The 22,505-nt window shown below is 63.7% G+C and carries 19 protein-coding genes; 4 read left to right on the top strand and 15 right to left on the bottom strand.

Annotated features, from left to right (window positions below; translation table 11 throughout):
* Window positions 1-54: 54 nt before the first annotated feature.
* Both IMX18_RS02110 and IMX18_RS02105 read right to left on the bottom strand, forming a co-directional pair.
* Entirely contained in the window at window positions 55-897 is an 843-nt protein-coding gene (locus IMX18_RS02110) for a mechanosensitive ion channel family protein (protein WP_015271698.1), read from the bottom strand.
* Window positions 898-1,011: 114 nt separating this feature from the next.
* Window positions 1,012-1,497: a YajQ family cyclic di-GMP-binding protein gene (locus IMX18_RS02105; protein ID WP_013974099.1), complete on the bottom strand. Its 486-nt coding sequence runs from the start codon at window positions 1,495-1,497 to the stop codon at window positions 1,012-1,014.
* A gap of 100 nt (window positions 1,498-1,597) precedes the next feature.
* On the opposite strand from IMX18_RS02105, the gene IMX18_RS02100 reads away from it, so the two are divergent.
* From IMX18_RS02100 to IMX18_RS02090, 3 genes are read left to right on the top strand one after another with little or no spacing between them, the layout of a single operon-like run.
* Window positions 1,598-2,515, top strand: coding sequence for a putative 2-dehydropantoate 2-reductase (locus IMX18_RS02100; protein WP_217190090.1), 918 nt, complete (start codon window positions 1,598-1,600; stop codon window positions 2,513-2,515).
* A gap of 38 nt (window positions 2,516-2,553) precedes the next feature.
* Window positions 2,554-4,584: a sensor histidine kinase gene (locus IMX18_RS02095; protein WP_013974101.1), complete on the top strand. Its 2,031-nt coding sequence runs from the start codon at window positions 2,554-2,556 to the stop codon at window positions 4,582-4,584.
* 1 nt (window position 4,585) lies between these two features.
* Window positions 4,586-5,152 carry a cob(I)yrinic acid a,c-diamide adenosyltransferase gene (locus IMX18_RS02090; RefSeq protein WP_015271700.1) on the top strand — a complete coding sequence of 189 codons (567 nt, stop codon included), beginning with the start codon at window positions 4,586-4,588 and terminating at the stop codon, window positions 5,150-5,152.
* 143 nt (window positions 5,153-5,295) lie between these two features.
* Here the strand turns inward: IMX18_RS02090 and IMX18_RS02085 are convergent, their stop codons facing one another.
* The 4 genes from IMX18_RS02085 to secA form a co-directional block, all read right to left on the bottom strand.
* A complete protein-coding gene (locus IMX18_RS02085; RefSeq protein ID WP_015271701.1) occupies window positions 5,296-6,240 on the bottom strand; it encodes a Nudix family hydrolase in 945 nt (314 codons plus the stop codon).
* On the bottom strand, window positions 6,237-6,869 hold the full coding sequence (locus IMX18_RS02080; protein ID WP_054573312.1) for a glutathione S-transferase family protein: 633 nt from the start codon (window positions 6,867-6,869) through the stop codon (window positions 6,237-6,239). The genes IMX18_RS02085 and IMX18_RS02080 overlap by 4 nt, the downstream gene beginning before the upstream one ends.
* A gap of 144 nt (window positions 6,870-7,013) precedes the next feature.
* Window positions 7,014-8,231: a bifunctional glutamate N-acetyltransferase/amino-acid acetyltransferase ArgJ gene (argJ, locus tag IMX18_RS02075; protein ID WP_023662147.1), complete on the bottom strand. Its 1,218-nt coding sequence runs from the start codon at window positions 8,229-8,231 to the stop codon at window positions 7,014-7,016.
* 196 nt (window positions 8,232-8,427) lie between these two features.
* Window positions 8,428-11,163, bottom strand: a complete 2,736-nt coding sequence (gene secA / locus IMX18_RS02070; RefSeq protein WP_015271704.1) for a preprotein translocase subunit SecA — start codon at window positions 11,161-11,163, stop codon at window positions 8,428-8,430.
* 392 nt (window positions 11,164-11,555) lie between these two features.
* On the opposite strand from secA, the gene IMX18_RS02065 reads away from it, so the two are divergent.
* Complete coding sequence (locus tag IMX18_RS02065; protein WP_015271705.1) at window positions 11,556-12,011, top strand: DUF721 domain-containing protein; 456 nt, start codon at window positions 11,556-11,558, stop codon at window positions 12,009-12,011.
* A 47-nt stretch (window positions 12,012-12,058) separates the two neighbouring features.
* Here IMX18_RS02065 and lpxC read toward each other — a convergent pair whose 3' ends face one another.
* The 9 genes from lpxC to murD all read right to left on the bottom strand — a co-directional run bounded on the left by lpxC (window position 12,059) and on the right by murD (window position 22,500).
* Window positions 12,059-12,970 carry a UDP-3-O-acyl-N-acetylglucosamine deacetylase gene (gene lpxC / locus IMX18_RS02060; protein WP_003260771.1) on the bottom strand — a complete coding sequence of 304 codons (912 nt, stop codon included), beginning with the start codon at window positions 12,968-12,970 and terminating at the stop codon, window positions 12,059-12,061.
* 112 nt (window positions 12,971-13,082) lie between these two features.
* A complete protein-coding gene (gene ftsZ, locus IMX18_RS02055; protein ID WP_003260772.1) occupies window positions 13,083-14,279 on the bottom strand; it encodes a cell division protein FtsZ in 1,197 nt (398 codons plus the stop codon).
* A 55-nt stretch (window positions 14,280-14,334) separates the two neighbouring features.
* Window positions 14,335-15,591, bottom strand: a complete 1,257-nt coding sequence (gene ftsA / locus IMX18_RS02050) for a cell division protein FtsA (protein ID WP_015271706.1) — start codon at window positions 15,589-15,591, stop codon at window positions 14,335-14,337.
* Between the two features lie 14 nt (window positions 15,592-15,605).
* A complete protein-coding gene (locus tag IMX18_RS02045) occupies window positions 15,606-16,475 on the bottom strand; it encodes a cell division protein FtsQ/DivIB (RefSeq protein WP_012274056.1) in 870 nt (289 codons plus the stop codon).
* A gap of 4 nt (window positions 16,476-16,479) precedes the next feature.
* Window positions 16,480-17,436: a D-alanine--D-alanine ligase gene (locus IMX18_RS02040; RefSeq protein WP_015271707.1), complete on the bottom strand. Its 957-nt coding sequence runs from the start codon at window positions 17,434-17,436 to the stop codon at window positions 16,480-16,482.
* Window positions 17,433-18,881: a UDP-N-acetylmuramate--L-alanine ligase gene (murC, locus tag IMX18_RS02035; RefSeq protein WP_013974110.1), complete on the bottom strand. Its 1,449-nt coding sequence runs from the start codon at window positions 18,879-18,881 to the stop codon at window positions 17,433-17,435. The genes IMX18_RS02040 and murC overlap by 4 nt, the downstream gene beginning before the upstream one ends.
* Window positions 18,874-19,953, bottom strand: a complete 1,080-nt coding sequence (murG, locus tag IMX18_RS02030) for an undecaprenyldiphospho-muramoylpentapeptide beta-N-acetylglucosaminyltransferase (protein ID WP_015271708.1) — start codon at window positions 19,951-19,953, stop codon at window positions 18,874-18,876. Before murG ends, murC begins: the two co-directional genes overlap by 8 nt.
* Window positions 19,943-21,157, bottom strand: a complete 1,215-nt coding sequence (gene ftsW, locus IMX18_RS02025) for a putative lipid II flippase FtsW (RefSeq protein WP_233467730.1) — start codon at window positions 21,155-21,157, stop codon at window positions 19,943-19,945. Before ftsW ends, murG begins: the two co-directional genes overlap by 11 nt.
* Window positions 21,154-22,500 (bottom strand): UDP-N-acetylmuramoyl-L-alanine--D-glutamate ligase, encoded by a 1,347-nt coding sequence (gene murD / locus IMX18_RS02020; protein WP_061303698.1) that lies wholly within the window; start codon window positions 22,498-22,500, stop codon window positions 21,154-21,156. The genes ftsW and murD overlap by 4 nt, the downstream gene beginning before the upstream one ends.
* Window positions 22,501-22,505 lie beyond the last annotated feature (5 nt).

Below are 22,505 nucleotides of genomic sequence, written 5' to 3'. Positions count from 1 at the left end.
GGGAGCTGGCTTGCCGGCGATGGGGCGCGAAGCGGCCCCGGCTTCAACGCGGTATTACTGCGCTGCAGTCTCCTGCACCACGCGAATCACCCGCTGCGGGAACGGAATGTCGATCCCTTCGGCCTTCAACCGGTCACGCGCATGCTCGTTGAGCATGAACATCACATCCCAGTAATCGGCGGTCTTGGTCCACAAGCGCAAGGACACTGTGATCGAGCTGTCGCCCAGGGTCGCGACCACCGCCTGCGGCGCCGGGTCGGGCAGCACGCGCGGGTCCTGCGCCAGCTCCAGCAGCACGTTGCGGGCCTTCTGCAGGTCGGCCTCGTAGTCCACGCCCACATCGAACACCACCTTGCGCGTCGGCTGGCGGTTGGTGTTGGTGATGATGCCGTTGGACAGGCTGCCGTTGGGCATGATCACCGTCTTGTTGTCACCAGTGCGCAGCACGGTGTGGAAGATCTGGATGCTGTCGACGGTGCCGGCCACGCCTTGCGCCTCGATCCAGTCACCGATGCGGAACGGGCGAAACATCAGGATCAGCACACCGCCGGCGAAGTTCGCCAGGCTGCCCTGCAAGGCCAGGCCGATGGCCAGGCCCGCGGCACCGATGGCGGCAACGAACGAGGTGGTCTCGATACCGATCATCGACGCCACGCTGACGAACAGCAGCACCTTCAGCACGATATTCGACAAGGTGCTGATGAAGCCCTGCAGCGCCAGGTCGGCGTTGCGCAGGCCAACCAGCTTGCCCAGGCGGGCGCTGACCTTGTTGATGATCCACCAGCCGACCGCCAGGGTCAGCAGCGCCAGCAGCACACGGCTGCCATATTCCATGATCAAGGGGATCCAGGTCTGGGATTGGCGGACCAGCTGATCGACTTCAGCGTTCAAATCCATATTCATCTCCTGATGCCGAGCGGCAAGTACACGGTAGAACTGGCCACGCGCGATGGCGCAGCCCCGGTCCCCATGGACATCATTTGGCCATCGGGGTTCCGGGCGATGCCCACATCAGTCGCGGAAGTTGTTGAACTGCAATGGCATGTCGAATTCCTTGGTACGCAGCAGCGCAATGGCTTCCTGCAGGTCGTCGCGCTTTTTGCCGGTAACGCGTACCTGCTCGCCCTGGATGGCGGCCTGCACTTTCAGCTTGGCATCCTTGATGGTGGCGACGATCTTCTTCGCCAGATCCTTGTCGATACCTTCGCGGAACTTGGCTTCCTGTTTCTTTTCCTTGCCCGAGGCGTACGGGTCCTTGGTTTCCAGGCACTTCACGTCGATCTTGCGCTTGACCAGCGCCAGGCGCAGGATTTCCAACATCGCTTCGAGCTGGAACTCTTCCTCGGCGGTGAGCATCACGGTCTGCTCTTTGTCCTTGAACTCGAAGGTGCCCTTGCCCTTGAGGTCGTAGCGACGGTCCAGGTCCTTGATGGCGTTGTCGACCGCGTTCTGCACTTCGTGCTTGTCCAGTTCCGATACCACGTCGAACGAAGGCATGGTTGTTCTCCCAAAATAAAAGCGCGCTCAGGCTGAAGATGGAGCGCGCTGGGTTTGACGGTTAAAATGCGGGCTCATTATAACGGGTTGCGAAACGCATATGAGCAGCACCTGGCATATTCTCGGCGCCGGTAGCCTGGGCAGCCTGTGGGCTTGCCGCCTGGCGCGCGCGGGCAAGGCAGTGCGCCTGATCCTGCGTGACGGGCAGCGGCTGCAGGCCTACCAGCAGGCCGGCGGCCTGACCCTGGTCGAACAGGACCAGTCCCGCCACTACGCCATCCCCGCCGAAACCGCGCAGGCACGCGGCCCGATCCATCGCCTGCTGGTGGCCTGCAAGGCCTACGACGCCGCCCCGGCCATCGCCGGCGTGGCACCTCGCCTGGCCGAAGACGCCGAGGTGGTTCTGCTGCAGAACGGCCTGGGCAGCCAGGACGAGGTCGCCGACCTGGTGCCCAATGCACGCTGCATCTTCGCCTCCAGTACCGAAGGCGCGTTCCGCGAGGGAGATTGGCACGTACGCTTTGCCGGCCACGGCTTCAACTGGCTGGGTGACCCACGCAACCCGACGATCCCGGCCTGGTTCGATGACCTGCATCAGGCTGGCATCCCTGCCGAGTGGACGGTGGATATCCTCACCCGCCTGTGGCGCAAACTGGCACTCAATTGCGCCATCAACCCGCTGACCGTGCTGCACGACTGCCAGAACGGCGGGCTGCTGGGGCACCTGGGCGAAGTGGATGCGCTGTGCGCCGAGCTGGCCCAACTGCTGCACCGCTGTGGCCAGCCAGAAGCGGCAGACGGGCTGAACGAAGAAGTGCAGCGGGTGATCCTCGCCACTGCGGCCAACTACTCTTCCATGTACCAGGATGTACGCGCAGGCCGCCGCACCGAGGTGCACTACCTGCTTGGCCATGCCTGCCGCGCCGCCGGCCGTCATGGCCTGCAGCTGCCAGAGCTGGAACGCCTGCTGCAGCACTTGGTCGATAACCTGCGTGTGCGTGGTTTGCCCTGCGACTGACGCAGCCCTTTCAACCGGATACGGATATTGCCTAGCCCATGACCTTGCGCCAACGCCTGGAAAACCTCCCGGTCGGGCAGAAGCTGCTGGCGGCCCTGCTGGTGTTGCTGGTGACCATCCTGTTGGTGGCCAACCTCACCTTCATCAGCGCCGCCTACTGGATCACCCAGGAAAGCATGGCGCCACAGGCGCTGCACACCATCGGCCGGCTGGTGGCCAACCCGCAACTGGCAGCGCGCGCCGGCGATACACCGGACACCGCCAGCGCCCTGCTGAAGGAGCTGGACAGCTACACGCCGCTGCGCGCCGCTGCCGTCTACGGTGGCGATGGCCGCATGTTGGCGCAGCTGCAGCACGGCGAGCCGCTGGCACTGCCCAAGCGTTTTCGCAACATCGACGGCTGGCGCCTGATGGAGTTTCGCAGCACCCAGCTGATCCGCATGCCACGTGACGCCAACCCGCCCGCACACCTGCTGCTGGTGGCCAGCAGTGAACTGCCCACGGCTTTCTACACCGGCACCCTCAGCGCCAGCCTGGGCATCCTGGTGTTCAGCATCCTTCTGTGGATCGTCATAGCCCGACAGATAAAACGCCTGATCACCCAGCCGATCAACCAGCTCGAAGAGCTCAGCCGCCAGGTCACCCGCGAAGAGAGCTATGCCTTGCGTGCGCAGCGCGGTAACGACGACGAAATCGGCAGCCTGGCCGAAGCGTTCAACACCATGCTCTCGCGCATCGAAGCCCGCGAACAGCAACTCAAGCGCACCCGCGACGAGTTTCAGGAGGCCTACGACCAGGCCCAGGGCCTGGCCGAGGAAACCCGCCACACCAACCGCAAGCTGGAACTGGAAGTTCAGGTGCGCAGCAAGATCGAGAAAAAACTCACCGGCTTCCAGAACTACCTCAACAGCATCATCGACTCGATGCCCTCGGCACTGATCGCCCTCGATGAGCAGCTCTACGTGACCCAATGGAACCACGAAGCCACGGTACTTTCCGGCACGCCTCTGGACGAGGCGCTGAATCAGCCGATCTTCATTGCCTTCGAACCGCTCAAGCCGTTCCTGCCGCAACTGAAGGAAACAGTGGAAAAGCACCGGGTGGCGAAGATCGAACGGGTCACCTGGCCCAAGGGTGACGACCTGCGCCACTACGCCCTGACCTTCTACCCGCTGACCGGTGGCGGCGGCCGTGGCGTTGTCATCCGTATCGACGACATCACCCAGCGCCTGTCGCTGGAAGAAATGATGGTGCAATCGGAAAAGATGCTTTCGGTCGGCGGCCTGGCCGCCGGCATGGCCCACGAGATCAACAATCCGCTGGGCGCGATCCTGCATAACGTGCAGAACATCCGCCGGCGCCTGTCACCAGAACTGCCGCGCAATCAGGAACAGGCAGAGGAGCTGGGCATCGACCTGCCCACGGTCAACCGCTACCTGGAGAGCCGCGAAGTGCCACAATTGCTCGACGGCATCCAGCAGGCCGGTGCCCGGGCAGCGAAGATCGTCACCCACATGCTCAGCTTCAGCCGCCGCAGCAACCGTCAGCTGGCGCCGTGCGACCTGCCGGCGCTGATCGATCAGGCGGTGGAGATTGCCAGCAACGACTTCGACCTGGCCATAGGCTTCGATTTCAAGGGCCAGGCCATCGTGCGTCAGTTCGACCCCGACCTGGGGCCGGTGCCGTGCACCGCCAACGAATTGGAGCAGGTGCTGCTCAACCTGCTGAAAAACGCGGCCCAGGCCATCCACCAGCGGCCGCAGCCGAGCGAGCCCGGGCGCATCACCCTGCGTACCCGCTTGAGCCCGCCATGGGCGGAAATCCAGGTCGAGGACAACGGCGTCGGCATGCCCGAAGGGGTGCGCAAGCGCACCTTCGAGCCGTTCTTCACCACCAAGGAAATCGGCCAGGGTACCGGGCTGGGGCTGTCGGTCTCGTACTTCATCATCACCAACAACCACAAGGGCCAGATGGAAGTGCAGTCCACGCCCGGCCAGGGCACCTGCTTCACCCTGCGCTTGCCCCTTGGCCAGCCGGCAGCGGTGGCGCCGGCCAAAATGGAGAAATGACATGGGCTACCGCCTGTCGAAGATCTACACCCGCACCGGCGACAAAGGCGAAACCGGCCTGGGCGATGGGCGCCGGGTGCCCAAGGATCACCCGCGGATCGAGGCGATTGGCGAGGTGGACAGCCTGAACAGCCAGCTGGGTTTGCTGCTGGCGGGGCTAGCCGAACAAGGGCTGGATGAAGTGAGCGCGGTTTTGGCGCCGTGTCAGCACCGCCTGTTCGACCTGGGCGGTGAGCTGGCGATGCCCAGTTATCAGGCGTTGGACCTGGCGGAGGTGGCGCGGCTTGAGGCAGCGATCGATGTGTGGAATGAAGAGCTGGGGCCGTTGAAAAACTTTATCTTGCCCAGTGGCTCGGCGCTGGTGGCGCAGGCGCATGTGTGCCGGAGCCTGGCGCGCAGTGCGGAGCGGCGGTGCCAGCAGCTGAATGCGCTGGAGCCGTTGGCGGGGGTTGGGTTGGCGTATATCAACCGGCTTTCGGATCTGCTGTTCGTGGCGGCGCGGATCATTGGGCGGCGGCAGGGGGTGGCTGAGGTTTTGTGGCAACCTGCTGAAAAGCCTAAAGGCTGAAAGTGCCGGGGCTGCTTTGCAGCCCGTCGCGACACAAGGCCGCTCCTACAGGGGGGTCGCGATTCATTCAGGATTACGCGATTCCTTTGTAGGAGCGGCCTTGTGTCGCGATGGGCCGCAAAGCGGCCCCAATTTCAGGCGGCTCAGATCTCAGGCCAGAACGCCCGGATCCCGGCCACACCCTGTGCCCCCGCTTCCCAGGCCTGCTCGCGCTCACCCGGCCCTACCCCACCCAGCAGGTAGACCGGCTTGTTGAAGCCGGCAATCAAACGTTGCGCCTCGTCCCACCCCAGCGGCACCGCCTCAGGGTGTGTCCGGGTTGCCTGCACCGGCGACAAAGTGACAAAGTCCACGCCCATCTGCTCCGCCAGCGCCAGCTCTTCGGCACTGTGGCAGGACGCCGCCAGCCAGCGCTCCTTGGGGAACGGCCGGCCGTTGGCGGCATACTTGCGCAGTTGTGCAGCCGTCAGGTGCCAACCCGCGGCTGGGAAGTCACCCAGCCACTCCAGCGGCCCCTTGAGCATCAGCTGCGCCTTGCCCGCGCAAAGGCCGACCGCATCCACCGCCACATCGCGATACTTGGGATCGTACATGTCCGGGGCACGCAACTGGATCAGGCGAATGCCACTGGCCACTGCCTTCTGGATGCCCTTGAGCATCTGCGGCACTTCCAGGCCATCGGGGGTGACCAGGTACTGATCCGGCAGGCGCGCGGCTGCAACGATCGGCTTGTTGGCCTCGGGGAATTCGTATTGGGGCAAATCGCGTGGAGCAACCCATTCCAGCGGCTGCCCTTCGGCGCCATGCGGCTCGCCGGTGAATGCCTCGACTTCGCGCACATCCAGCAGCACCTGCTTGTCCGGGTAATCGTGGCTGACCTTGATCAGCGCGCGCGAACGACTCACCTCGATACCCAGCTCCTCTCGCAGCTCGCGGGCCAGCGCCGCCTCGACGCCCTCACCCTCTTCTACCTTGCCACCCGGGAATTCCCACAGACCGCCCTGGTGCTGGGTATCGGCGCGCCGCGCGATCAGAATACGGCCGTCAGTACCGCGAATGACAGCAGCTACAACATGAATCCGTTTCACCCTTCACGCTCCGCCAGGCCAGCCTTTTGCCAGGCCTGGAAGGCTGGCCACTGATAAATGGTCTCGATATAAGTCGCCGCCTCCGCAGGCACTTCCACACGGTAGGTGCGCAGGCGCACCGCCACCGGGGCGAAGAAGGCATCAGCCAGGCTCGGCCTGCCGAACAGGAACGGGCCGCTGTCCTTGGCCGCAAGGCGACATTCCGACCACAGTGCAACGATACGGTCGATATCGATTTGAACCTCCAGCGGCACGCTGTCCAGCGCCTGGTCGCGCGACAGGTCGAACGGCATCGCGCCGCGCAGGGCGAAGAAGCCGCTGTGCATCTGCGCGCAGGCCGAACGGGCCTGGGCCCGGGCCGCCACGTCGGCAGGCCACAGCTGGGCGTCGGAATGGCGTTCGTTGAGGTATTCGGCAATGGCCAGCGAGTCGGCGATCACACCGTGCTCTGTCTTGAGCAGCGGTACCTTGCCGGTAGCCGAGAAGGCGAGGATGCGCTGACGGGTGTCAGGCTGGTTCAGCTTGATCAGTGTTTCTTCGTAAGGCACGCCAGCCAGCTCGAGGGCCAGGGCGCCACGCAGCGACCAGGAGGAATACAGCTTGTCGCCGATGATCAGGTGATAGCTCATGGTTCGGCTCCATCGTTTGGGAATTCTGGGGCTGCTTTGCAGCCCTTTCGCGACACAAGGCCGCTCCCACATGGGGCGGTGTAAGCAGGTGCTTGTGGGAGCGGCCTTGTGAAGCGATCGGGCCGCAAAGCGGCCCCAGCTACATCAGGTACGGTACTCGGCGTTGATCTTCACGTACTCGTGGGACAGGTCGGTGGTCCAGATGGTTTCGCTGCACTGGCCACGGCCCAGCTCGATACGGATGGTGATCTCTTCCTGGGCCATAACCTTGGCACCCTGGTCTTCGGTGTAGCTCGGGCTACGGCCGCCTTTGCTGGCAATGCAAACGCTGTCCAGGTACACATCAATCAGGCTCACGTCCAGCTCCGGTACGCCGGCACGGCCGACGGCGGCGAGGATACGGCCCCAGTTGGGGTCGGAAGCGAACAGCGCAGTCTTGATCAGCGGCGAGTGGGCCACGGCGTAGCCGACGTCCAGGCATTCCTGGTGGTTGCCACCGCCGTTGACCTGCACGGTAACGAACTTGGTGGCGCCTTCGCCGTCACGGACGATGGCCTGGGCCACTTCCATGCACACTTCGAACACTGCCTTCTTCAGCGCTTCGAACAGTGCGCCGCTGGCTTCGGTGACTTCCGGCAGGTTGGCCTTGCCAGTGGCAATCAGCATGCAGCAGTCGTTGGTCGAGGTGTCGCCATCGATGGTGATGCGGTTGAACGACTTGTTGGCGCCGTCCAGCATCAGGTCCTTCAGCACCGCCGGGGCAACCTTGGCGTCGGTGGCGATGTAGCCGAGCATGGTGGCCATGTTCGGGCGGATCATGCCTGCACCCTTGCTGATGCCGGTGACGGTAACCGTCACGCCATCGTGCTGGAACTGGCGGCTGGCCCCCTTGGGCAGGGTGTCGGTGGTCATGATGCCGGTGGCAGCTTCAGCCCAGTGGTTTTCCGACAGGTTGTCGAGGGCGGCCTGCAGTGCGCCTTCGATCTTCTCGACCGGCAGCGGCTCGCCGATCACGCCGGTGGAGAATGGCAGTACCGACTCGGCCGGTACGCCGGCCAGTTCGGCCAGCTTGGCGCAGGTGCGCTCGGCGGCGGCCAGGCCTGGCGCGCCGGTGCCGGCGTTGGCGTTACCAGTGTTGGTCAGCAGATAGCGCACGGTGCCCTGCACACGCTGCTTGGACAGGATCACCGGCGCTGCGCAGAAGGCGTTGAGGGTGAACACGCCAGCCACGCTGGAGCCTTCGGCGCAGCGCATGACCACCACATCCTTGCGCCCCGGGCGCTTGATGCCGGCAGAAGCGATGCCGAGTTCAAAACCCGGAACCGGGTGCAGGGTGGGCAAAGGACCAAGACCAACAGCCATTAGAGCGCTCCTAGAAAATACGGTGAACAGGTGATGGAAGAGCGGGGCCGCTTCGCGCCCCATTCGCGGCACAAGGCCGCTCCTACAAGGACATCGCAACCATTGGGGCGGGCGCGGTCCCTGTAGGAGCGGCCTTGTGCCGCGAATGGGCCGCAAAGCGGCCCCGGATGTTTCAGCTTACAACAGCCTGGTCAGATCACTCGATCTGCCCGTGGCAATGCTTGAACTTCTTGCCCGAACCACACCAGCACGGCTCGTTGCGGCCCAGCTTCTGCTCGTTGCGCACCGGTGCCGAGGCAACAGCCACTTCGGCGCCCTCCTCGTTCAGCTGCTCGCTTTCCAGGCCCGGAGCAGCGGCATGCTGGAACTGCATGCGGCTGGCCAGTTCCTCGGCCTCGCGGCGCAGGCGGGCTTCCTCTTCGACCGGGTCTTCGCGGCGTACCTGAACGTGCGACAGCACGCGGATGGTGTCGCGCTTGATCGACTCGAGCAGCTCCTGGAACAGGCTGAAGGATTCGCGCTTGTACTCCTGCTTCGGGTTTTTCTGCGCATAACCACGCAGGTGGATACCGTGACGCAGGTGGTCCATGGTCGACAGGTGGTCTTTCCACAGGTCATCCAGCACACGCAGCAGGATCTGCTTCTCGAAGGTACGCAGGGCTTCGATACCGGCCTGGTCTTCCTTCTCGGTGTACGCGGTGGTGATTTCGTTCAGCAGCTTCTCGCGCAGGGTCTCTTCGTAGAGGTGATCGTCCTCGTCGAGCCACTGCTGGATCGGCAGCTTCATGGCGAAATCGCTGGCCAGCGAAGCCTCCAGGCCGGCCACGTCCCACTGTTCCGGCAGCGACTGCGGCGGAATGTGCTGGCTGATGGTAGCGTCCAGGACTTCCTTGCGGAATTCGACGATGGTGTCGCCGATGTTCTCGGCGGCCAGCAGGCTGTTGCGCATGTGGTAGATCACCTTGCGCTGCTCGTTGGCCACGTCGTCGTATTCCAGCAACTGCTTGCGGATGTCGAAGTTGCGGCCTTCGACCTTGCGCTGGGCCTTCTCGATGGCGTTGGTGACCATGCGGTGCTCGATGGCCTCGCCGGACTGCATGCCCAGCGCTTTCATGAAGTTCTTCACCCGGTCAGAGGCGAAGATACGCATCAGGCTGTCTTCCAGCGACAGGTAGAAGCGGCTGGAGCCCGGGTCGCCCTGACGGCCGGAACGGCCACGCAGCTGGTTGTCGATACGGCGCGATTCGTGGCGCTCGGAAGCGATCACGTGCAGGCCACCCGACTCGATCACCTGCTGGTGACGTTTCTGCCAGTCGGCCTTGATCTGGGCGATCTGCTCGGCGGTCGGGTTTTCCAGGGCTGCCACTTCGGCTTCCCAGTTACCGCCCAGCAGAATGTCGGTACCACGGCCGGCCATGTTGGTGGCGATGGTCAGGGCACCTGGCGCACCGGCTTGCGCGATGATCTCGGCTTCCTTCTCGTGGTACTTGGCGTTGAGCACCTTGTGGTCGATACCTTCCTTCTTCAGGAGGTTGGACATGTGCTCGGAGGTTTCGATGGTCGCAGTACCCACCAGCACCGGGCGACCCTGCTTCATGCTTTCTTTGATGTCGGCGATGATCGCGGCGTATTTCTCGTCGGCGGTCAGGTACACCAGGTCGTTGAAGTCTTTACGTGCCAACGGTTTGTTCGGCGGAATGACCATCACGTTGAGACCATAGATCGACTGGAACTCGAACGCTTCGGTGTCAGCGGTACCGGTCATGCCGGACAGCTTGGTGTACAGGCGGAAGTAGTTCTGGAAGGTAGTCGAAGCCAGGGTCTGGCTCTCGGCCTGGATGTTCAGGTTCTCTTTGGCTTCGATGGCCTGGTGCAAGCCTTCGGACAGACGACGGCCTGGCATGGTACGGCCGGTGTGCTCGTCGATCAGCAGGACCTGGCCGTCCTGGACGATGTATTCGATGTTGCGGTGGAACAGCTTGTGCGCGCGCAGGCCAGCATAGACGTGGGTCAGCAGGCTCAGGTTATGCGCCGAATACAGGCTCTCGCCCTCGGCCAGCAGGCCGGACTGGGTGAGCATCTCTTCGATGAACTGGTGACCGGCTTCGTTCAGCTCGACCTGACGGCTCTTTTCGTCAATGGTGAAGTGGCCTTCCTGGGTGACCTGGCCTTCCACCTCCTCGATGTGCTGGGTAAGGCGCGGGATCAGACGGTTGATCTCGATGTACAGCTTGGAGCTGTCCTCGGCCTGGCCGGAAATGATCAGCGGGGTACGCGCTTCGTCGATGAGGATGGAGTCGACTTCGTCGATCACGGCGAAGTTCAGTTCACGCTGGAACTTCTCTTCCTGGCTGAACGCCATGTTGTCGCGCAGGTAGTCGAAACCGAATTCGTTGTTGGTGCCGTAGGTGATGTCGGACGCGTAGGCGGCACGCTTTTCTTCCGGCGGCTGGAAGGCCGAGACGATGCCGACCGACAGGCCGAGGAACTCGTACAGCGGGCGCATCCAGTTGGCGTCGCGGCGGGCCAGGTAGTCGTTGACGGTGACCACGTGCACGCCCTTGCCGGACAATGCGTTGAGGTACACGGCCAGGGTACCGACCAAGGTCTTGCCTTCACCGGTACGCATTTCTGCGATCATGCCCTCGTGCAGGGTCATGCCACCGATCAGCTGCACGTCGAAGTGGCGCATGCCCATCACGCGCTTGCCGGCCTCACGGGCCACGGCGAAGGCTTCAGGCAGCAACTGGTCCAGTGTCTCGCCTTTGGCCAGGCGCTCCTTGAACTCTGCGGTCTTGCCCCGCAGTTGCTCGTCGGAGAGGGCCACCATCTTCTCTTCGAGAGCATTGACGATGTTCACCGTCTTGAGCATGCGTTTGACTTCACGCTCGTTCTTGCTTCCAAAAAGTTTCTTTAACAAAGGCGCAAACATATCGGCAGGATCTTCCACACGTAGGGATGGAGGGCGGCCCCATGAGTCGCCCGTGCAGCCCTGAGGCCGCATGCGAACGAGCATTCTACCCGGAAACGATGGTGAGGAAAGTGGTGGATTTCCACGATGCTTGGACAGCGTTTTGGCGGGGGCTTGTTTTAGATAGGGGCATTTTCCCTGAGTTCAAGGTTCGGGAAGATGAAACGTATCGAGAATGAGTCTTGTCCTTGGTTGCCTGTGTCGGCCTCTTCGCGGGCTTGCCCGCTCCCACAAGATCACCACAGGTCTCAAGTGTTGCGTAATACCTGTGGGAGCGGGCAAGCCCGCGAAGAGGCCGGCACAGGCTACAAGAGGTGTTAAACTGCCGATCTTGTAACCTCATGCACATACCCATGGCCTACAAACCCTCCCCCGCCCAGCCGCCCTCGGCCCTGCTCCGCCAGGTCCGCCCGCTGCGCCTGCTGCTGAACCAGGCCGAACGCCTGGAGCACCTGCAGCGCCTGCTGGAAAGCCAGCTGCAACCGGCCGCCCGCGAGCACTGCCATGTGGCGTCGTGGCGCGATGGCACATTGTTGCTGGTGGTGACCGACGGCCATTGGGCAACCCGCCTGCGCTATCAGCAGAAACGCTTGATCTCTGCATTACAGGCCATGGAGGCATTCGCCAACCTCAGGCGCATCCTGTACAAGGTCCAGCCCCCGCTGGTGCCAGCCAAGCGTGGCGGCAATGCCGCAGAACTGTCCAATAACGCAGCCGAGAGCCTGCGCGATACCGCCGAGGGCATCACTGACCCCAAGCTGCGCGCAGCACTGGAACGATTGGCCGCCCACGCCCGGGACAAGCCATAAAAAAGGCCACCCGAAGGTGGCCTTAATGAACTAGAGAGTGTTCGAACTTACACGGCCGCAACAGGGCGCATGTACGAGATCGGTGCCGTGCTGGCATCTTCGAAGGTGACCACTTCCCAGGCATCGGTTTCGGCAATCAGCTTGCGCAACAGCTGGTTGTTCAGCGCGTGGCCGGACTTGTAGCCCTTGAACTCGCCGATCAGGCTGTTGCCCAGCAGATAAAGGTCGCCAATGGCGTCGAGGATCTTGTGCTTGACGAATTCGTCATCGGAACGAAGGCCGTCTTCGTTGAGCACACCGGTCTCGTCGACCACGATGGCGTTCTCGACACTGCCACCCAGCGCAAGGTTGTGCTTGCGCAGGTACTCGATGTCACGCATGAAGCCGAAGGTACGGGCGCGGCTGACTTCCTTCACGAACGAGGTGCTGGAGAAGTCGACGACCGCACTCTGGGTCTGGCCCTTGAGGACCGGATGATCGAAGTCGATCTCGAAGCTCACCTTGAAGCCGTCGAAAGGCAGGAAAGTGGCGCGCTTGTCGCCCTCTTCCACGGTTACCTCACGCAGGATGCGGATGAACTTCTTGGCTGCGTCCTGTTCTTCCAGGCCGGCAGACTGAATCAGAAATACAAAGGGTCCGGCGCTGCCATCCATGATCGGCACTTCCGAGGCGGAGAGCTCGACGTAGGCGTTATCGATGCCCAGGCCCGCCATGGCGGAGAGCAGGTGCTCGACCGTATCGACCTTGACGTCACCGTTGACCAGCGTCGTCGACATGGTTGTCTCGCCGACGTTGGCCGCGCGCGCCGGGATTTCGACCACAGGGTCGAGGTCGGCGCGGCGGAAGACGATGCCGGTGTCAACAGGTGCAGGCTTGAGGGTCAGGTAAACCTTCTCCCCGGAGTGCAGACCGACACCTGTGGCACGGATGGTATTCTTCAGGGTGCGTTGTTTAATCATGGCATTGGCCGCTTCAGCGCAAATTGCGAACAGGTATCAACAAAGGCTGGGGATGATAACAGACCCAACCTTTGATGAATACCAATCACCTTTATACCCCTGATAAATTCCATTAATCAGCCTGACGACGCAGAAATGCCGGGATATCGAGGTAGTCCAGGTCATCCTGAGGGTTCAGTTTAGCGGCTGCAGCAGCACCTGCATGAGCCTGGTTGCGCATTACGGTCGGGCGCTCCAGGTCACGGTAGTTGACCGCAGGCTGCTCTTGGCGAACCGGCGCCGGGTTGGAGGCCTCGTACACCTGCTGGGCAGTCTGCAGGGTGTTGTCGACCACCTTCACAGGCTTCTCGATGCGCGCGCCCAGGCCAGTAGCCACCACGGTCACGTGCAGCTCGTCACGCATGTCCGGGTCGATCACGGTGCCGACCTTGACCATGGCGTGGTCGGAGGCGAAGGCTTCGATGATGCTACCCACATCGGAGTACTCACCCAGCGACAGGTCAGGGCCTGCGGTGATGTTCACCAGGATGCCGCGGGCGCCCTGCAGGTTGACGTCTTCCAGCAGCGGGTTGCGGATCGCTGCCTCGGTGGCTTCACGCGCACGGTTCGGGCCGCTGGCACAGCCAGTACCCATCATGGCCATGCCCATTTCACCCATCACGGTACGCACGTCGGCGAAGTCGACGTTGATCATGCCCGGGCGCTTGATGATATCGGAGATACCGCGCACGGCACCGGCCAGTACGTCGTCGGCCTTGGCGAAGGCAGACAGCAGGCTGGCATCCTTGCCCAGGATGGTCAGCAGCTTCTCGTTGGGGATGGTGATCAACGAGTCGACGCTTTCGGCCAGCATGCGGATGCCTTCATCGGCGATCTGCATGCGCTTGCGGCCTTCGAACGGGAACGGACGGGTCACCACGGCAACGGTGAGAATGCCCATTTCCTTGGCCACTTCGGCGATGATCGGCGCTGCACCGGTACCGGTACCGCCACCCATGCCAGTGGTGATGAACACCATGTTGGTACCCTGCAGCACTTCAGCGATGCGCTCACGGTCTTCCAGCGCGGCCTGACGGCCGACTTCCGGATTGGCACCGGCACCCAGGCCCTTGGTCACACCAGTACCCAATTGCAGGATGGTGCGCGCGCCGATGTTCTTCAGCGCCTGGGCATCGGTGTTGGCGCAGATGAATTCCACGCCTTCGATGCTGCTCTTGACCATGTGGTTGACGGCGTTGCCGCCACCACCGCCAACACCGATCACTTTGATGACCGGGCTTTGCGGGACGTTGTCTACGAGCTCGAACATTTTCCCTCTCCTTACAGTTCTCTAGTTGTCGCGCCTACCACTACTGCTTTGAAACTTAGAAATTGCCCTGGACCCAGCGCTTGAAGCGTTCAAGCACTGGAGCCTTCGGTTCATCGCCATAGCTGTTGTTGCTGCTGTTACCGGTCAGGGGCAGGTCTTCGGTCTGCTTCTGCAGGCCGTAGGTGAGCAAGCCCACGCCGGTGGAATAGATCGGGTTGCGAACCACGTCGCTGAGCCCCCGAACGCTGTGCGGTACGCCCAGGCGTACCGGCATGTGGAAGATTTCCTCGGCCAGTTCCACGGCGCCTTCCATCTTCGCGGTGCCGCCGGTGAGAACGATGCCGGCCGGCACCAGGTCCTCGTAGCCACTGCGGCGCAGTTCGGCCTGGATCAGGGTGAAGAGCTCGTCGTAACGTGGCTCCACCACCTCGGCCAGGGCCTGGCGCGACAGCTCGCGCGGTGGGCGATCGCCCACGCTCGGCACCTTGATGGTCTCGCCGGCGCCAGCCAGTTTGGCCAAGGCGCAGGCGTAGCGGATCTTGATTTCTTCGGCGTACTGGGTCGGAGTACGCAGCGCCATGGCGATGTCGTTGGTCACCTGGTCGCCGGCAATCGGGATCACCGCGGTGTGACGGATCGCGCCCTCGGTGAAGATGGCGATGTCGGTAGTGCCACCGCCGATGTCCACCAGGCACACGCCCAGCTCTTTTTCATCGTCGGTCAGCACCGAGTAGGCCGAGGCCAGCTGCTCGAGGATGATGTCGTCGATTTCCAGGCCGCAACGGCGTACGCACTTCTCGATGTTCTGCGCCGCGTTGACCGCGCAGGTGACCACGTGGACCTTGGCTTCCAGACGTACGCCAGACATGCCCAGCGGCTCGCGCACGCCTTCCTGGTTGTCGATCACGTAGTCCTGCGGCAGGGTGTGCAGCACGCGCTGGTCGGCCGGGATGGCAACGGCCTGGGCGGCGTCGAGTACGCGCTCCAGGTCGGCCAGGCTGACCTCGCGGTCGCGGATGGCGACGATGCCGTGGGAGTTCAGGCTGCGGATGTGGTTGCCGGCCACGCCGACGAAGGCCGAGTGGATGCGGCAGCCGGCCATCAGCTGCGCTTCTTCCACGGCGCGCTGGATCGACTGCACGGTGGACTCGATGTTCACCACCACGCCTTTTTTCAGGCCGCGGGACGGATGAGTACCGATCCCGACGATTTCCAGGGTGCCGTCCTCGCCCACTTCACCCACCAGCGCCACCACCTTGGAGGTGCCGATGTCCAGCCCGACGATCATTTTGCCGCTATGCGCGTTTGCCATGGTCCTGCCTCTCTCTAATTCTTCGCAACGGCGGGTTGGGCCGTCGTCGGTGCAATCGGTTCCCGCCAACCAACGGCAAGTCCGTTGGAGTAACGCAGATCAATGCGGGCGATAGTGGTGATCTGGTCTTTGAGTGTCTTGTCGTAAATGGCAATGAAACGGCGCATCTTCTCCACCAGATGGTCGCGCCCCAGCAGCAGCTCGATGCCCGGCCCGGCGCTGCTCGCGCCCGTGGTCAGGAACCAGCTGCCTCGCTCGCGCAGCTCCAGGCGAGCGATGGAAAAGCCCAGGGGGCGCAGCATCTGGCTCAATACCTGATACTGCTGCATGACTTGTTGCTGAGCACGCTGCGGCCCGGCCAGCTGCGGCAGGTGCTCGTAGTTGGCCAGTTCGCGCGGGGTGAAGGCCTGGCCCTGGTTGTTGAGCAAGGCTTCGTCACCCCAGCGCGCTACCGGCAACTGCTCTTCCAGGCGGATCACCACCTCGTCGGGCCACACCCGGCGCACTTCGGCGTGGGCGATCCACGGCATCTGCTCGAGCTCTGCGCGCATCGCCGGCAGGTCGACACTGAAGAAGCTCGCTGCCACATAGGGCGCGATACGCTGCTGCACCGACTGCTGGCTGATGTAGCTGAGGTCGCCCTGCACGTCGATCTTGGTGATCGGCCGGTCCGCATACGGCATCAGGCGAATGGCGCCCTCGTAGGCGCCAAACCCGGCCGCCACCAGCAGCACCGGCCACAGCAGGCGCTTGAGACCACCCAGGCTTGGCCGCGGCAGGCGCGCCGATACGGGCTCGTCGGCCACCAGCCGGCTGGCACCACGCGGCACCGGCTTGCTACGGCCGGTAACGGGTTGCTGCTGACGTATCATCGCGCCTTGCATGGTTTTAACCTCGCGTCGCCACGCTCTCGGCCAGGATCGCCAGCACCAGTTGCTGGAAGTCCAGGCCGGCCGCGCGGGCCGCCATGGGCACCAGGCTATGGTCGGTCATGCCGGGTGCGGTGTTGACTTCGAGCAGCCAGAACCGGCCCTGCTCGTCCTGCATCACGTCCAGCCGCCCCCAGCCTTCGATGCCGATGGCATCGCAGGCACGCGCGGTCAGGTCGATCAGTTCCTGTTCCTTGACGCTGTCCAGGCCGCAGGGAATGCGGTACTGGGTATCGTTGGCGATGTACTTGGCGTCGTAGTCGTAGAACACGTGCGGCGTACCCAGGGCGATCGGCGGCAGTACCTGGCCGCGCAATACCGCGACGGTGAACTCCGGCCCGTGGATCCACTGCTCCACCAGTACCTGGGAATCGTATCGGGCGGCATCCTGCCAGGCGGCGACCAGTTCCTGGGCGCTGTTCACCTTGGCCATGCCGATGCTGGAGCCTTCATGGGCGGGTTTGACGATAAGCGGGAAGCCCAGTTCCGTACTGGCCTGCAAACAATCGCTTTCGCTCGCCAGCACCGCGTGGCGCGGGGTCGGAATGCCCAGGCTCTGCCACACTTGCTTGGTGCGCAGCTTGTCCATGGCCAGTGCCGAGGCAAGGATGCCACTGCCGGTATAGGGAATGCCCAGGCACTCGAGCAGGCCTTGCATACTGCCGTCTTCACCGCCACGGCCGTGGAGGATGATGAAGGCGCGGTCGATCTTCTCGCTTTGCAGGCGGTCGAGCAGGTCGTCACCCACGTCGATGGCGACCACGTCGACACCGGCGGTGGTCAGCGCGTCGATCACTGCGGCACCGGACTTGAGCGACACTTCGCGCTCGGCGCTCTTGCCGCCGTACAGCACCGCGACGCGGCCGAACGCCTTGACGTCCAGGGTCGAGTGCAGCTTGTCGTAGGCGCTGGTCATTTCGACTTCTCCTGCTTGGCGCCAGCGAACAGCGGGCTTTTCATCAATTGAGGGGCCAGGCCGCCGACATCACCGGCACCCTGGCAGATCAGGATGTCGCCAGCGCGCAGCAGTGGCTTGACCAGCGGCGCCAGGTCGACGCCACGCTCGATGTAGATCGGGTCCAGCTTGCCGCGCTGGCGGATGCTGTGGCACAGCTGGCGGCTGTCGGCGCCGGGGATCGGCTCTTCGCCGGCCGGGTAGACCTCCATCAGCAGCAGCACGTTGGCATCCCCAAGCACCTGGACGAAATCGTCGTACAGGTCGCGGGTACGGCTGTAGCGGTGCGGCTGGTAGACGATCACCAGGCGACGGCTTGGCCAACCGCCGCGCACGGCCTGGATCACCGCAGCCACTTCGGTCGGGTGGTGGCCGTAGTCGTCGACCAGCATCACGCTGCCGCCTTCGACCGGCAGTTCGCCGTACACCTGGAAGCGGCGGCCGACGCCCTGGAAGCCGGACAGGCCCTGGACAATGGCTTCGTCGGTGATGCCTTCGTCGGTGGCGATGGCGATGGTGGCCAAGGCATTGAGCACGTTGTGGTTGCCGGGCATGTTCACCGACACCTCCAGCGGCTCGCGATCACGACGCAGCACGGTGAAGTGGGTCTGCATGCCCATCTGGCGCACGTTGATGGCGCGGATGTCGGCCTCGTCGCTGAAGCCATAGGTCACGGTCGGGCGCTTGACCTGTGGCAGGATCTCGCGCACCACCGGGTCGTCCAGGCACATCACGGCCAGGCCGTAGAACGGCAGGTTGTGCAGGAACTCGACGAAGGTTTTCTTCAGTTTGTTGAAGTCACCTTCGTAGGTCGCCATGTGGTCGGCGTCGATGTTGGTGACCACGGCCACCATCGGCTGCAGGTGCAGGAAGCTGGCATCGCTCTCGTCCGCTTCGGCAATCAGGTAGCGGCTGGTACCCAGCTGGGCATTGGTGCCGGCAGCGGTCAGGCGGCCACCGATGACGAAGGTCGGGTCCAGGCCGCCAGCGGCGAACACCGAAGCCAGCAGGCTGGTGGTGGTGGTCTTGCCGTGGGTGCCGGCAACGGCCACGCCATGGCGATAGCGCATCAGCTCGGCGAGCATCTCGGCACGCGGCACCACCGGAATGCGCCGCTCGAGAGCGGTGGCGACTTCCGGGTTGGCCGGGTTGATGGCGCTGGACACCACCAGCACATCGGCGGTGGCGGCGTTCTCGGCACGGTGGCCGACGAAGATCTCGGCGCCGAACGACTCCAGACGCTCGGTGACCGGCGAAGCCTTCAGGTCGGAACCGGACACTTCATAGCCCAGGTTCAGCAACACTTCGGCAATGCCGCACATGCCCACGCCGCCGATACCGACGAAGTGGATACGGCGGATACGGCCCATCTTTGGCTGGGGCATGGCTTTCTGGCTTTCAACCATGGGCCACCTCCAGGCAGATATCGACCACGGTGCTGGTTGCGGCAGGTTTGGCCAGGCGCCGTGCGGTGCCTGCCATGACGTTGAGTTTCTCGGGTTGCATCAGCACCTCGTTCAGGCGTTCAGCGAGCTGCGCTGCGCCAGTTGTCGCTTGTGGCATCAGGAAGGCAGCGCCTTCCCGGGCCAGATATTGGGCGTTGTGGGTCTGGTGGTCGTCGATCGCATGGGGCAATGGCACCAGCATCGAAGGCAGGCCCGCTGCCGCCAGCTCACTGACGGTCAAGGCGCCGGCCCGGCACACCACAATGTCGGCCCAGCCATAGGCTTGGGCCATGTCCTTGATGAAGGGCTCTACCTGAGCCTCGACGCCCGCCTCGCGATAACGCTCGGCGGTGGCTGGCGCGTGTTGCTTGCCGGCCTGGTGGAATACCTCTGGCCGCAGCGCGGGGGGCACTTCGGACAGGGCCTTAGGCAACAATTTGTTCAATGGTTCCGCCCCCAGGCTGCCGCCCATCACCAGCAGGCGCGCACGGCGCTCGGCCAGCGGCGCGCGCAGGGCGTCCATGAACAGCTCCGGGCGCACCGGGTTGCCGGTGGTGCGCAGTTTGTCGCTGGCGGCGAAGGTGGCCGGGAAGGCTTCGCAAACACGCGCAGCCAGCGGCAGCAGCAGGCGGTTGGTAGTACCGGCGCGCGCGTTCTGCTCGTGGATCACCAGCGGTACGCCGCACAGGCGTGCGGCCACGCCGCCTGGGCCGGTCACATAGCCACCGAAGCCGACCACGCATACCGGCTTGAGCTCACGCACGATACGCCGCGCCTGCAGCACGGCCTTGACCAGGGTGAACGGCGCCTTGAGCAACGACAGCTTGCCCTTGCCGCGAAGGCCGCTGACCTGGATCAGATGCAACGGCAGGCCGGCCTGGGGCACCAGTTCGTTCTCGATGCCACGCGGGGTGCCCAGCCAGTGCACGCTGTAACCGCGCGCCTGGAATTCACGAGCGCAGGCCAGGGCCGGGAACACGTGGCCCCCGGTTCCGCCCGCCATGATCAGTACGTTCCTGCCGTCAGCGGCCATAATTGGTCTCCTCGGCAAAATCGCTTTCGCTGAATTCGTGCTCCTCACTACCCAGGTGCGTACGGCTTTCCCACTCGATGCGCAGCAACAGGCCCACGCAGGCACAGCAGATCACCAGCGAGCTGCCCCCGTAGCTGAGGAACGGCAGGGTCAGGCCCTTGGTCGGCAGCAGGCCGACGTTCACACCGATGTTGATCAGGAACTGGCCGATCCACAGGAAGGCCAGGCCGAACGCAACATAAGCGGCAAAGAACTGTTTGGCTTTTTCAGCCCACAGGCCGATATACAAGGCACGCACAGTCACGAATACGAATAGCGCGATAGTCAGCAGCGAGCCGACCACGCCAAGTTCTTCGGCCAGTACCGAGAACACGAAGTCGGTGTGCGCTTCAGGCAGGTAGAACTGCTTCTGCACGCTGTTGCCCAGACCAACGCCGAACCACTCGCCACGGCCGAAGGCAATCAGCGCCTGGGTCAGCTGGTAGCCCGAGCCGAACTGGTCGGACCACGGGTCGGTAAAGGTAATCAGGCGAGCCATACGGTAAGGCTGCGCCTGTACCAGGACGAACACCGCAACCACCGCCAATACCACCATCAGGCTGAAGCGGAACAGCCCCACCCCGCCGAGGAACAGCATGGCCGCCGCCGCGCCCATCATCACCACGGTGGCACCGAAGTCCGGCTCCATCAGCAGCAGGGCAGCCATGGGCAGCAGCACGATGAATGGCTTGAAGAAGCCCATCCAGGTTTCGCGTACCTCGGTCTGCCGGCGCACCAGGTAGCCGGCCAGGTAGATGACCACGAACACCTTGGCTATTTCCGAAGGCTGCACGTTGAAGAAGCTGAAGCCGATCCAGCGCATGGAACCGTTCACTTCGCGGCCGATACCCGGCACCAGCACCAGCACCAGCAGGCCGAAGGCCCCCAGCAGCATCAGGAAGCCCATACGCTGCCAGGTGGCGATCGGCACCATCATGGTGGCGCCACAGGCGACCAGCCCAAGGAACACGTACACCAAGTGGCGGAACATGTGGTAAAGCGGGTTGCCAGACTGCACCGCAGCCACTTCCGAGGACGCCGAGGTGATCATCACCAGGCCCAGGCCCAGCAAAGCCAGGCAGCCGGCGAGCATCGCGAAGTCCAGGTCGATGCCACGGCCGCTGATCAGCGGCGACGGATAGGGCTTGAGGATGCCAAAGATCATGCAAGGCCTCCCGCTGCCTGGGCGAACAGGCGCCCGCGTTCTTCGAAGTTCTTGAACATGTCGAGGCTGGCGCACGCCGGCGACAGCAGCACGGCATCACCCGGCCGGGCCAGTTCGGCGCATTGCTGTACAGCCTCGTCGAGAGACTTTACGCGGACCAGTTGCACGCCATCGCCCAGGGCTTCGGCCAGGCGCTCGGCATCACGGCCAAGCAGCACCACGGCGCGGCAGAAGCGCTTGACCGGCTCGCGCAACGCGGCGAAGTCGGCGCCCTTGCCGTCGCCACCGGCGATCAGCACCAGTTTGCCTTCGATGTCGGAACCCAGGCCTTCGATCGCGGCCAGGGCAGCACCGACGTTGGTGGCCTTGGAATCGTCGTACCAGTTCACGCCGTTGCGCTCGCGCACCCACTGGCAACGGTGGGCCAGGCCGCCGAACTCGCGCAGTGCCTCGAGCATCGGTTCGAACGGCAGGCCGGCAGCGTGCCCCAGAGCCAGAGCCGCCAGGGCGTTGCTCTGATTGTGGGCGCCACGAATCTTCAGCTCACGTGCCGGCATCAGCGCCTGGAACTCGAACGCCAGGTATTTTTCGCCGTCCACTTCACGCAGGCCGAAGGCCTTGAAATCCGGTTGGTTGAGACCGAAGGTCCAGCATGGGCGGCCTTCCACCGGCAGCGGCCGGGACAGGGCATCCTGGCGGTTGACCACGACCTGGCGGGCACCACGGAAGATCCGGTGCTTGGCCAGGTGGTAAGCCGGCAGGCCGCTGTAGCGGTCCATATGGTCTTCGCTGATGTTCAGCACGGTGGCCACTTCGGCGTTGAGCTGATCGGTGGTTTCCAGCTGGAAGCTGGACAGTTCCAGCACGTACAGCTCGACATCATCGGCCAACAGGTCCAGCGCCGGGGTACCGAGGTTGCCGCCCACCGCCACGCGCTTGCCCGCCTTGGCGGCCATTTCGCCCACCAGGGTGGTGACGGTGCTCTTGGCGTTGGAGCCGCTGATGGCAATGATCGGGGCCTTGGCGTGGCGGGCGAACAGTTCGATGTCACCGGACAACTTCACCCCACGCGCGGCCGCCTGCTGCAGGGCCGGGGTGGCAAGGGCCAGGCCGGGGCTGACATACAGCTCGTTGGCGCGGCACAGGAAGTCCACGTCCAGTTCACCACAGCGCACTTCCACCTGCGGGTAATCACGGCGCAGGGTGTCCAGTTCCGGCGGTTGCTCGCGGGTGTCGGCGACCGCAAAGGCAATGCCCCGGCTCGCCAGGAAGCGAACCAGGGACATGCCGCTCTTGCCGAGGCCGACAACGATGCGGAATTGGTCGGAAGCGATCAAGGACACGCTCA

The sequence above is a fragment of the Pseudomonas shirazica genome, from assembly GCF_015168335.1.
Lineage (GTDB): Bacteria > Pseudomonadota > Gammaproteobacteria > Pseudomonadales > Pseudomonadaceae > Aquipseudomonas > Aquipseudomonas asiatica.
Note: the sequence above shows the minus strand (reverse complement) of the source record. Positions and strands in the feature narration are given on the sequence as shown.